General features: G+C 52.4%; 9 protein-coding genes. 1 reads left to right on the plus strand and 8 read right to left on the minus strand.

What is annotated here, in order from left to right:
- Positions 1-6: 6 nt before the first annotated feature.
- The 3 genes from ACLU9Q_RS09150 to ACLU9Q_RS09160 form a co-directional block, all read right to left on the minus strand.
- Positions 7-3,285, minus strand: a complete 3,279-nt coding sequence (locus ACLU9Q_RS09150; protein WP_296839710.1) for an efflux RND transporter periplasmic adaptor subunit — start codon at positions 3,283-3,285, stop codon at positions 7-9.
- Between the two features lie 6 nt (positions 3,286-3,291).
- Positions 3,292-3,966, minus strand: a complete 675-nt coding sequence (locus ACLU9Q_RS09155; protein ID WP_296839700.1) for an ABC transporter ATP-binding protein — start codon at positions 3,964-3,966, stop codon at positions 3,292-3,294.
- A gap of 67 nt (positions 3,967-4,033) precedes the next feature.
- Positions 4,034-5,449 carry an efflux RND transporter periplasmic adaptor subunit gene (locus tag ACLU9Q_RS09160; RefSeq protein ID WP_296839693.1) on the minus strand — a complete coding sequence of 472 codons (1,416 nt, stop codon included), beginning with the start codon at positions 5,447-5,449 and terminating at the stop codon, positions 4,034-4,036.
- A 196-nt stretch (positions 5,450-5,645) separates the two neighbouring features.
- Here ACLU9Q_RS09160 and ACLU9Q_RS09165 point away from each other — a divergent pair, with 196 nt between their 5' ends.
- Positions 5,646-6,788 carry a hypothetical protein gene (locus ACLU9Q_RS09165; protein ID WP_296839690.1) on the plus strand — a complete coding sequence of 381 codons (1,143 nt, stop codon included), beginning with the start codon at positions 5,646-5,648 and terminating at the stop codon, positions 6,786-6,788.
- 100 nt (positions 6,789-6,888) lie between these two features.
- Here the strand turns inward: ACLU9Q_RS09165 and ltrA are convergent, their stop codons facing one another.
- The 5 genes from ltrA to ACLU9Q_RS09190 all read right to left on the minus strand — a co-directional run bounded on the left by ltrA (position 6,889) and on the right by ACLU9Q_RS09190 (position 12,679).
- Entirely contained in the window at positions 6,889-8,280 is a 1,392-nt protein-coding gene (gene ltrA / locus ACLU9Q_RS09170) for a group II intron reverse transcriptase/maturase (RefSeq protein ID WP_412624637.1), read from the minus strand.
- Positions 8,281-8,763: 483 nt separating this feature from the next.
- Positions 8,764-10,011: a histidine--tRNA ligase gene (gene hisS / locus ACLU9Q_RS09175; protein WP_296839689.1), complete on the minus strand. Its 1,248-nt coding sequence runs from the start codon at positions 10,009-10,011 to the stop codon at positions 8,764-8,766.
- Positions 10,008-10,586, minus strand: coding sequence for an HD-GYP domain-containing protein (locus ACLU9Q_RS09180; RefSeq protein WP_296906750.1), 579 nt, complete (start codon positions 10,584-10,586; stop codon positions 10,008-10,010). Before ACLU9Q_RS09180 ends, hisS begins: the two co-directional genes overlap by 4 nt.
- A gap of 21 nt (positions 10,587-10,607) precedes the next feature.
- On the minus strand, positions 10,608-12,053 hold the full coding sequence (gene hemZ / locus ACLU9Q_RS09185; protein WP_296840718.1) for a coproporphyrinogen dehydrogenase HemZ: 1,446 nt from the start codon (positions 12,051-12,053) through the stop codon (positions 10,608-10,610).
- Entirely contained in the window at positions 12,050-12,679 is a 630-nt protein-coding gene (locus ACLU9Q_RS09190; RefSeq protein ID WP_296840715.1) for an MBL fold metallo-hydrolase, read from the minus strand. The genes hemZ and ACLU9Q_RS09190 overlap by 4 nt, the downstream gene beginning before the upstream one ends.
- Positions 12,680-12,685: the final 6 nt, after the last annotated feature.

The following is a 12,685-nucleotide window of genomic DNA, read 5'->3' on the forward strand; positions in this document are numbered from 1 at the left end:
CCATCCTTAGCCTACGCCATAGCCTGAGAACGAATCCTCATCCTCGCTCTTCACCTTTGCGCCGTCCTTAACATTCTTTCCATAAGGGAATGCGACAGAATCCTCTGTCGAAAGTCCGCTCTTAATCTCCACGTATCCGTTGCTGGTAACGCCGGTATGCACGTACTGCTTTTTCAGCAGCCCGTCCTCTCCCACCTTATACACATAGCTCTGCCCATTCTCTGATCGGATATATGGAGACGACAGATAAATTTCACTCTTATCGCTGTCCTTACTCTGGTATTTTACTTCCACCATCTCGGAAACGGATACGCCGCTCCCGTCCTCGATCCGTGCAAGCACCGGATAGCTGGAGGAGTTTGGATTGCTGCTTCCATAATAGGCATAGCTGTCGGAAGACGTATCCGGAAAATACGAAATCTCCGTAATCGTCGCAGTAAACTGGCTCATCGTCTCCCAGGAGCTTCCCTCCAGGATATCTCCCCTTTCCACATTATCCAGGTTCACCTCGCTGACTGTGGTTCGCAGATAAAGCCCGCCCTCGCTCGCCACAACCATGTAAGCATCCGAGTCATTTACCCCTTCCCCGATCGACTTCACATAACCGTCCACCGAGCTTACGACTGTCGATTCATCCATATCCTTCTGGTAATCCTTCAGCTTTAATTCCGCCTCACGCTTGCTCACTCCCAGCTTGCGGATCTCACGCTCCTTCTCCGCGATAGCGGCTGCCAGCTCCTCGGCCGTATAGGTATCGCCCGTGTCTATCCAACCCGGGTCGTCCCAGCCCGGATCAAATCCCGGATCATCCTCGGGAACTTCCTCCTCGTAGCGCACAATGCCCGTATCGCTTGAGAAAATCCAGTAGGTACCCGGGCCATAGCCGTACTCCATTCGAATCGTGCCGTCCAGCCCGATGCTCTTGATGAACGCTCCGGTAATCGTATCCGACTCGCGGATCTCCAATCTCACAAAATAGCCCGTGCGCTCCGTGCCGTCTGCGTTGCGCAGGCGTTCCGTGCCGTCCTCGTTAAAACCGAGCACCCAATTGACAAAGGAACTCTCGATCCGCGCACCGTCAATACAGAAGAACACATATGGATCGTCCTTTGTCCCGCTGCCCTTATAATAAAGTCCGTCCTCGCCCGTCCAGAAATCCAGCTCTTCCAGCGGCTCCAGCTTTGCGAGCGGCGAATCGTCCGGCTCCAGATAAGTCATGGTGATGACGCAGGTCTTGGTACCGTTCTCATCGGTCCTCCCCCACGCAACGCGCGGAATATAGTTCAGCGAATCCTTCGGTCTGACCACCATTCCGTATTCCTGCGGATTCAGTGCCGCGTTCCACGCAAGCGGCTCCGTCACCCAATGCACGCTGCTGTAGCTGTTATGATCGGTTTCTTCTTCCTGCACAACGCCCGATCCGTCATCTTCGCCGTTCGTTTCATCCTCCGGCAGCAGCTCCGTGTCTTCGGCCGGTTCCTCGTCGCCTACCGCATCTTCCGTATCCGGCTCTTCCTCCGGCTCCATGCTGCCGGATACCCGCTGGTACCAGACGCTGTTTTCCTGCGCCTCGTCCGTCTTCTCATAAAAATTGATATCCAGAGAATGCGGCCACTTCGCCTCATTATTCGTGCCATGATACCAGGTGACGTCAAACACCACATTCTGCGGAACCGCATCCGATTCCGTTTCTGTCTCAGTTTCCGTTTCTGTCTCTGACAGGCTTTCCGTCTCCGGCTCTGTGATACCCGTTTCGGATGTTCCCTCTGTCATCGGTTCCGCAGTTTCCTCCTCAGAGATTTCCTCTGTCGGCTGCTCCGGGATATCCGTTTCGGAAGCTTCCTCTGTTTCTGTCTCCTCCGCCGGTCTGCTGACCGTGATCCTGATATCCGTATCCTCTTTCGCCGTGCGGAAGACCAGGACATCCCCGGTAATTTCCTCCGCGGACAAACTGATCTGCGCATACATATCCGCCAGTTCCGGCGCGATCTCATGCTGATCGTTCAGCCTGTCGTCAAAGGCGATCGTCAGATGTGCAACATCCGGCATCTCCTCATCCCGGATCAAGGTATAACCGCCGATTTCCGGATAATCATTCCCGTCTATATTTGCCGTGCCGTACAGGACGCCGCTTTTATCTTCCTTCAGCGTAATCCCCCTGATCGCCATGGTATAAGTGTTCAGACGCTCAAAATGTGTTTCCGCCGTTTCTTTGAAATGCGGAACCAGCTTTACAGTGTCCTGCGAAAGCTGAGCATTGACAGGGGTATCGCCCTCATCGCGGGTGTCTGCGAGCAGCTTTTCTCCTTCCTCTCCCGGCTCCATGATACGGACATGTGAAAGAAGCTTTTCCAGACTCTGGTTAAGTTTCGGCCGCTCCGTTTCAGATCCTTCGTCTTTTTCCGCGTCAGTGTCCGAAGACATGCCGCCTGCAGCACCGCCGGACAATGCATCGTTGATATTCATATAGTCGCCCGCCTCCGTAATCAGCTGCTCCTCATCAGAATTCCCCGCGGCTCCCTCCGTCTGCGCACTGTTCTCCGGCTGCGCGGTCGTTTCCGTTTGTGCCATATCCTCCGTCTGTGCGGCATTTTCTGACTGCACAGTTGTTTCCGGCTGTGCGGCGTCCTCTGACTGCACAGTTGCTTCCGGCTGTACGGCATTTTCTGTCTGCGCAGTCGTTTCCGGCTGCGCAGTCACTTCCACCTGCTGCGCATCCACGCTTCCCTGCGCAGTATCTGCACTTGCAAGAAGCATATTCTCCGCCGGGATCATCCGCGCCTCTTCATCATCGCCAATATCCAGACCGCCCGGCAGCGACACATCCGGTCCGAGAAGCTCATTCTCTTCATCCGCCGACTTTTCCACCGGCGTCGTATTTCTCAGCTTTTTCAGATCCGCCTCGGCAGATTCTATCTCCAGCTCGATCTCCTGCACTGTCAGCTCCTGCAGTTCAAGATCCAGCTCCAGCAGCGTTGTATCATAGCTCAGAAGCTTGTCCCCGATCTTCACCTCATCGCCCTGCGTTACATAGACGTCCTTGATCACCTTATCCTCTGGAACATATACCTGCTGGCTGACATCAGAAACTACTGTGCCGTACACGCTGTCGTTAGAGTAATTGATCCAGTCCGCCCCGTTGAGCTGCGATACCGGATATACCTCGACGCTCTGTCCGCTGTTCTTCAGGAAATAACGAACGCCGACTGTGACTCCTCCCCCCAGCACCGCAAGCACCAGCAGCAGAATGATCACATTTCTGATCCTTTTTTTCGTCTTCTTCATCCCTGTTTACCCCCGTTTTTCCGAAAGCTCCCCGTCGAAAATATAAACGATCCGCTTTGCGTGCTGCGCAACCCCGGAATCATGTGTGATCATGACTACCGTCACGCCCTCCTCATTGAGCCTGTGAAACAGCTCCATTACCTGGATACTTGATTTAGAATCCAGCGCACCGGTCGGCTCGTCCGCCAGAAGGATCTTCGGATTGTTGACCATTGCGCGCGCGATCGCCACCCTCTGCTTTTGTCCGCCGGACAGCTGCGTCGGCAAAAAGTCCATACGGTCGCCAAGCCCGACTTTCTCCAGCGCCTGTGCTGCCCGCCTCTTCCGCTCTTTTTTGGAGATGCCGGCATACACAAGCGGCAGCGCCACATTGTCCAGCGCCGTCTGACGCGGCAGGAGCTGGAAGGTCTGGAATACGAATCCAATATTGTGAAGCCGCTCTTCCGCGATCTCATTATCCGACAATCCAAGAATATTCTTTCCATTCAAAAGGAAGGTGCCCTTCGTCGGTTCGTCCAGGCATCCGATAATGTTCATCAGCGTAGATTTCCCGGAACCGGAAGGTCCCATGATCGCCACGTATTCGCCCTCTTCCACATGAAGCGTGACATCTTTCAGGACCGGCACGACCATCTTTCCGGTAATATAATCTTTGTAGATATTGTCCAACTGTAAAATCATATGTTTCCCCTCTTTTATTGAAGCGCCGCAGCTCCTTTTCCCGCCCGGAAGCGGGCGCAAAAAATCTCTACGGCTCCTCTTCTATGATCGCTCCGGCATCGCCGCCGTCCAGGATTACGCCTTCGTCGTAACCATCATCGATCACATCCATGCCAGACAGATCGTCGTAGCCGTCGTCAAGTACACCCATATCATAGCCTTCATCGCCGCTGTAATCGTAACTGCCACCCATCATGCCGGTATCCTGCTCAACATTTCGTATGACGCTCTGCCCCTCCTGCAGCCCCTCATACGGAATCGTGATATAATCATCCGCCGTCAGTCCGTCAAGGATCTCATACTGTCCGAGATCTTCGTCGAAATCACCGAGCGTGACCTCGCGTTTTTCCAGGCGGTCCTTATCGTCTGCCGCCCATACATAAGGCGTTACCTGACCCTCTTCATCCGTCAGCAGATAATAGGCATCCAGCCACATACCGCTGCGCTCTTCCGTCTGTCCGTTATCCGGCTCCACGTATACATGCTGTCCGAGCATCAGACCGGAAGAATCCTCCAGATCCACATAAAACGGATAGGAGCTGGAATTCGACATGGAGCTGTCGCTGCTTCCATAATAGTAAACATTGCTTTGGTTGGTCTGTGCGCTGTCTGTATCGATCGACTCCACCGTCCCCTTCCAGGTGAGAGATTCATCTACACGGGAATGCGCAATGACCTCGCTGCCCACCTGCAGCTCCGCCATGTTCTGCTCATTGATCAGCCCTTTGATGCGGTATTCGCCGGTCGCCATGATCGTAATGTACGCGTTTGCGTTTTCATCCGAACTGCCGTCCATCCCGCTCATTCCGCTCACATCGCTGCTGCCGTCACTGCTGCCGGAATTATTTTTATTGATTGTTTTTACCACGCCCTGCAGCTCGCTGGTAACTACCGAATTTGCGATCTGCTTTTTCAGACTCTCCAGCTCCGCCTGCTTGCTCTTGATATTGTACTCCGCACGCCGGATAGAGTTCTGCGCTGTAAGGATCGAGGTCGTGTACGCGCGCTTCTCACTGTCCGACACCTGCGCGCGCTCTTTTTCATACTGCGCGATCGTGGCATTTGTGGACTCGATCTCGATCTCGTAGTTTTCAATGTCGATCTCAAGCTGCGTGATACTGTCCTGCGCCTCATCCGTGTCGTAGGAGAAAAGCTTCGTCCCCACGTTGACCTCCTGCCCGACAGTGACAAAAGTGTCCTTCACCTTCAGACCGCTTGCCACCTCCACGCCGACCGTCCGCTGCGCCTCCACCACGCCCGAAAAACGGCTGCTGCGCCCGGTGCTTGAAATGCCGGTGATCATCCCTACAGAATCAACAAATACTGTATTTTCGGAATCAACAGACTGCCCCGCGTCCCGGAATTTAAAGTACCAGACTGCCGTACCCGCGCCAGCCGCCAGAATTATGATTAATAATATGATCCATATTTTCTTCCTCTTCATTTTGCCGTGACTCCCCTTTCTAACTTCGTATCTTATCATATTTCCACTGCAAATGCACTACGAAAATCGAAGTTCACAAAATCTTCAGAAACAGATGTTCTCTTTTTCCGGAAAAATTTGACAATTCTGCACTTTTCATATAAAATAAGTTCAACAAACTTCAATATAAGTTTCCAAAAACTATTAAGGAGAATATATGAACAGAAAAAGCTTGCTTTTGTGGCTGCTGCCCGCAGCAGCGCTGATTTTGACAGGATGCGGATATGCAGCCCCTGAAAAGGCGGTACGACAGGAGATGGATCTGATCAAAAAGCTGGATGAATCCACTATAAAATCCTTCGTCTCCTATGAAGACATCCGCCTTTCCCATTCAGCACCGCTGGAAATCGGTGAGGAAACGACGGAAGCCGTAAAGCTGTTTTTCAAAAATTTCACCTACAAGATCCGCTCGTCCTCCGTCAGCGACGACAAGACTACGGCAACGGTAGATCTGGATATCACAAATCTTGACGCCCGACAGCTCGCAAAGGATCTGTGCCGCGCGATGATCAAAGATTCTGTCACGCAGGAGGGCAGCAGCCAGCCAGAGGGCCTTGCCTCCTCCTTCGCCCTGATGAAGGAATGTCTGGAAAACAATACCTATCCGCTCGTTACGACCTCTGCCACGGTCCATCTCTCAAACACAAACGGCGTCTGGCTCATCCAGGAAAGCACTGAGCTGGAGGATGCCCTGGCCGGGGGACTGGTTTCCTATCTTCGCGATCCCTATCTGCTCTCTCCCACGGAGGTTCTGGAATGTACGCTGGAACCGTTCGCAGATTTTTCCGCGGAGGAATGGAAAAATTATCTGAAGCTGGATGATGTATTCAGTACCGGAAGTTCTCTCGCCCCGCAGATGGATGAGATCGTGGCGGAACAGATCGCACAGTTTTTCAGTTATCATATTGAATCCGTCACCGAGGACAACGACACTGCCTCCGCCTCTGTCACGATCACCAGCCTTGATCTGCCGGAGATCATCAGTCAGTGCCGCAGCTCCCTGCTGGAATATGCGCAGACTACGGAGTCCATCCGCGCAACGGATGCGGAAATCTATCAGAAATCGGCCGAATACCTGCTCGCCGCCCTGGAAGCCAACACGCAGAGCACAGAAAGCACCATCACCATCATGCTCGTCAACAACGGTTACACCTGGGAGGCGTATCTGAACGAAACCTTCTCCGACGCCCTGCTCGGAGGGATGGACGTTGCGCTGGAGAACCTGTATGCTGCGGAGGATGCGGACGAAACGGCAGAAACGGAAAGCACGGCTGCAGAAAACATCGAAGATGAACCCTAGTCATGGAACCATTTACAGATTGCTTCTAATCGAGTAGGAGGGAGTGATTAGCTCCCGTCCTCTCACAGCACCGGACATACGGTTCACGTATCCGGCGCATTCAATAGTTGACGTGCACAGACTGATAGGCTGTGGCTAAATCATAAAAGCCACTGCTTATCAGTCTTTCTTTTGTCATTGCCATATTTACGGCTACTGTATGTGTTGTGAACCAATAGCCCCGGCGGCTGTTTCCCGCCTTCCTCGCCAAATCTTCTGGTACTCCCATCTTTATTAGGTTTCGCACCTTTGTTTTCGGCTTTTTCCATTGTTTCCATATACACATTCGTATCCTGTGATAGAGCCATCCATTGATGTCATCTATGTTGTTCTTCATGCTTGCTATTCCGTAATAGTTCAGCCAACCTCTTGCATACACTTTGATTTTCTCAAGGCTTGGTTTGATACTCTGTACCGACCTACGGGAAGATAGGTCTTTCAGTTTTGACTTAAACTTTTTCCATGACTTTGGATGAACTCGGACATAAATTCCACTTCCGTTCCTTCCCAATGCAAAGCCAAGGAACTTAAAATTTCGGATTGCAAACACGCTGACCATACGGCTTTTCTCTCGGTTTACTGTTAATTTCAGCTTTTCCTCAAGATATTTCGTACTACTTTCCAGCAACCGCTCTGATGCACGCTTACTCTTTGCGAGAAGCACGATATCATCTGCGTATCTGATGCACGGAACACCTCTCTTTATGAATTCTTGGTCGAACTCATTGAGGTAGATATTCGCAAGCAATGGCGACAGATTTCCGCCTTGCGGCGAGCCTTCTTCTGTTTCTATGACCACTCCGTTTTCCATTACACCGCTTTTCAGACAACGCTTAATCAGCTGCACTACACGTTCATCCTTTACATTCCGTCTCAGCAGATTTATGAGAATCTCGTGATTTAAGGTATCAAAATACTTTGACAAATCAAGGGCTACCGCAAATGTGTAGCCTTGTTCCGCATACTCCTTAATCTTTATGATTGCATCCTTTGCGCTCCTGTTCGGACGGTATCCAAAACTGTTTTCTGCAAACAATGGTTCATAGATTGGCACTAACTTCTGCGTTATTGCCTGTTGGATTGTTCGGTCTATCACTGTTGGTATGCCAAGCTTTCGCACACCACCGTCTGATTTTGGAATCTCAACCCTTCTCACTGGTGATGGAGTATATTTTCCTCTAAGTATTCGGTTAATTAACTCCTGTTGATGTTCCTTTAGATATGGCAGGGCTTCTTCGATGCTCATTCCATCAATGCCTGCCGCCCCTTTGTTTGCTTTCACTCTTTTGTACGCTCTGTTAAGATTATCTTTGTACAGAATCATTTCCAAGAGCTTCGGCTGTGCACTGTCTCTTTCTTTCCATATCCGCTTGAACGACCTTGACGCTTTCGCATACCCTTCATGTTCCGCACTATCTCTTTGCGAACAGCCACTGTTTGTGTTTTCTGTCATGGGCGGTCATTCCTCCTTTCCCGGTCATACTTAAGACTCCTACTGATTCGGTCCTTCGCCTCCCGGCTACTATGACCTCTGCTGACTTCTGTGTGTTCAGCAACACTTTTCAGTGTTGGTTACTCTTTTCGGAGCGTATCACACAGACCTCCCCGGGTACCACACGTTTCCTTCTCTCCATCCATCTGCCACATTTATCATGCATGATTCCGTGTAGTTATTGGGCTTCGACTTGCATAGCAGCCTTACCCTCATGCATAACCTCATATGTGATTTCTGTTCGTCAGACCAGAGATTTGCCCGTGGGTTAGTATGTTCCCCACATCCAGCTTCCTTCAGATTCCACCTCTCGATGGACACCCTTGCCTTCGGCTATATCCTTCCCACTACCGGGCGGATTCAGGACTTGCACCTGTTGGAAACGTGCGCCGCCAGGCGCACTATAGAAAAAAGACTTCCCGCCCCGGCGGGAAGCCTTTTTTCTTACTTAAAGAACTCCACGATCTCTGTATACCCTTCCGAAGCAAGCTGCTCCTTCTGAAATTTCTTATTTTTCTTCATCATGTTCATGCTGACGCTTCCGCCCTCCGCGCGGCGCTTTTCCGCCTCGCGGAACACATCGAGAAGCTTCTCTTTCGGCATTCCCTTTTCGATCAGGAAAGCGGTTTTCTCCGCCTTTCCGGGAATCTGGAAGTCTTTTTCCAGAAGCAGCATAACGATGCGCTCAAATCCGATGGAAAAGCCGCACGCCGGGGTCTGATTGCCGGTGAAGCGCCCGATCATCTCGTCATAGCGTCCGCCGCCGCCCACCGAACCGCCGAAGCCGTCGATGCTGATCTCAAAGATCGGACCGGTGTAGTATGACATGCCGCGTACCAGCGTAGGATCAAACACGATATTGAATTTCGCGGTCTTTACTGCTTCCACGCTCTCGATGATCGTCTCAAGATCCGAAGCAACCGCATCCTCCAGCACGCCTGCAAGCGTTTCGCGCAGGAAACGCACGCCCGCAAGGTCGCCCGTCACCTTCTCAAAAAGTCCCAGATATTTCTGCACAGCCTCCTCCGGGAAGCCCTCTTTTTTCAGCTCCTCCGCAACGCCCTCCAGACCGATCTTATCCATCTTGTCCAGAATGATAAATACCGTATCATAGCTCTCCGGCGCGAATCCGCTGTACGCTGCCATAGCCTTTAAGATCCGGCGGTCGTTGATGCGAATGGTGAAGTTTTCAAAATCAAGCTTTCCGACCAGCGTCGAGGTGGCAAGGATCAGCTCGATCTCCGCCAGGATGGACGGCTCGCCGAGGATATCGATGTCACACTGCATGAACTGGCGGTATCTGCCTCTCTGCGGACGGTCCGCACGCCACACATTGCCCATCTGAAGCGCCTTAAACGGTGCCGGAAGCTCGTTCGCATTGTTGGAATAATAGCGGGAAAGCGGCACCGTCAGATCGTACCGCAGACCGCCGTCCACCAGATCCGCCTCGCACTGCGCCGTCTCCAGCTTCAGCTTCTCGCCGCGCTTTAAGATCTTAAAGATCAGCTTCTCGTTCTCACCGCCCTGCTTGCTGCTCAGATTCTCAATATGCTCCACGCACGGCGTCTCAATCGAAGAAAATCCGAATTTCCCGTAAGTTTCTTTGATCAGGCCGATCACATAGTCGCGGATCTCCATCTCCCGCGGAGTAATATCCTTCATGCCGGTAACCGGCTTCTTTTTTAAGCTCATCTGTCGCTTCCTCCCTCTTCCTCTGGCAGCTCCTCCTCATGGATCACTTCCTGAAATGCCAGAAACACTTTCATATCAAAATTCTTCACTTCATCTATCATCAGGTGCACCGCCGTCTCGCTGTCAAAAGCCTCCCGGTAGGAGCGGGTCGTCGTCAGCGCTGTATAGACGTCGCAGACGCGCAGGATCCGCGCGCCCAGGGGGATTTCCTCCCCGGATTTATTCGACGGATAACCGCTTCCGTCATAATTCTCATGATGGTACAGAACCCACTGCGTAATTTCCGAAGAATATCCCTCTTCATTTAGGATCGCGTAGCCGAGCGCCGGATGCGTCCGCACATAGCGCAGCTCCTCCACATGGAGAGGCGCGCCCTCCTTCCTCGAATACATATATTTCATGATCTCAAGCTTGCCGATATCATGAACAAGCCCGGCAACCGCAAGCTGATAGCAGATATCCTCCGGCAGCTTTAGCTGCCTTCCCACCCGGTAAGCAAGGTTGCTCACACGGATCCCATGTGCGATCTCCTTTTGCAGGTCAGTCTGGATAATATGATACTTTTTTGCTTCCATATTTCTTCGCTCATTTCTTTATCATAATGCTTTTATCTTGCGATCGATCATCTCGTCGATGCGCTCGATATAGCTGCGGATATCCTTGACATTCTCGACGCGCTCGATCCGCTCGCCGTCCACAAGCTTTGTGGAAGCGCCGGCGCCGAGCGCCAGGATGCTCTGCTTCTCTTCCATGATCAGAATGTTGTATATTCCTGCCGCGCCCTCCCGCGCATAGCCAACGTTTTCAAAATTTCCCGCCATATTTTTCTGGCGGTACAGGTAATACGGGAACTGCCCCGCCTGGGCCGCATAGCGCGCCGTCATATCCATGATCTCCTGATTGTTCACAAAGCTCATCGGTGCGTACTGATCCTTAAAAAGATTGAGCCGCGTCGCCCGCTTCAGCGCAAGCGAATGTACGGTGATGGAATCCGGCGCCAGTGCCGTCACCTGCCGCATGGTGTGCTCCACCTCCGCATAACCCTCGCCAGGCAGCCCGACGATCAGATCCATGTTAATATTATCAAACCCGATCCGCCGCGCCAGAGCAAACGCTTCCGTCGTCTGCTGTACGGTATGCCGTCTGCCGATGATCTCCAGCGTGCGGTCGTTCATCGTCTGCGGATTAATGGAAATGCGCGTGACGGGATGGTCCTTTAGCACCTGCAGCTTCTTTGCCGTGATGGAATCCGGCCGTCCCGCCTCAACGGTAAATTCCTTTACGTGCGCAAGCTCAAAGCATTCCTCCAGCTTATCAAGCAATCGCTCAAGCTGATACGGCTCCAGCGTGGTCGGCGTTCCGCCGCCGATATAGACGGTATCCAGCTGTTTCTCCCGCCAGATATGCGCTGTCTGCTCAATTTCCCTGCAAAGCGCGTCCAGATAATCGTCCACGCGGCTTTTCCAGACGGAAAGCGGGCTGGAACTGAAGGAGCAGTACAGACAGATGCTCGGACAGAACGGGATCCCCACATACAGGCTGTAGCCGTTCTGATAGTCAATGTCCTTTAAAATGGCACGCTCCCGGTTTGCAATGGAAATCGCAAGCGCCGTCTTTTCGTTGCTGGTATAATATGTTTTCCGCATATAATCGGCAATTTCCGTGTTCTTCCATCCCTGCTCCAGAAGCCCCATCGGGATCTTTGTCGGGCGGATGCCGGTCAGATTTCCCCAGGGCAGCTTCTGCCCCGTATATTCCGAGAGCAGCTCATAGAGCGCTGCTTTCAGCGCGTTTTTTGTTTGCTTCCGGTCTGCATAAAAATCCACCGCGCACTCCCTGCGCGCCAGCTCTTTGCCGTCTGCGTCCCGCCAGATAAGGCGGATAAGCGCCTCACTGTAGCAAACCTCCAGCTTTTTCTCGAAGCCCTGCGGCTCCTCCTCCCCTTCCAGATACAGAGGAACATCCACTCCCGGATAAAATGCCCTTATCAGAGAATGGATATCGTATTCAAAATCCCTTTTATTGAGTTGTACCGTAATCATAAGAACGGATTGTATCTCCTCTCGTGTGCCACGCTGGTCGCCTCATCATGCCCCGGATAGATCGCGGTATCCTCCGGAAGCGCTTCCAGGATTTTCTGCACGGAGCGCACCAGCTCCGCACCATTGCCGGTCGGCAGATCCGCGCGCCCGATGCTCTCACAGAAAACCGTATCCCCGGAAAACAGCACCTTTTCCTCCGGGAGGTAGTAGCAGGCACCGCCCTTCGTATGCCCCGGCGTATGATATACGTTGATATCAAAGCCGGCCACGGTAAAGGTCGCGCCATCCGAAAGGAAACGGTCCCCCTTCACAGAAAATGGCCTGCCGTACCTGCCGGAAGCGTTCAGAAGCGGATCCTCCAGCACGCTTTTCTCAGCCTGCATCGCATACACCGGCACCTGCAGGTCCGCTTTCAGCTTCATGACCGCGCCAATGTGATCGAAATGTCCGTGCGTGAGCAGGATCGCCTTTAAGGCTACCCCGTTTTTTTTGATCCAGTCCTCAAGAAGCTCCGGGCTGTCCGCCGGATCTACCAGAAACGCTTCTTTTATCTCGTCATTAATGGCAAGGTAGACATTGGTCGATACCATGCCGATCACTTTTTGTTCCAGCCGCAGTTTTTTCATCGTCTG

The sequence above is a fragment of the Marvinbryantia sp. genome, from assembly GCF_047017445.1.
Classification (GTDB): domain Bacteria; phylum Bacillota; class Clostridia; order Lachnospirales; family Lachnospiraceae; genus Marvinbryantia.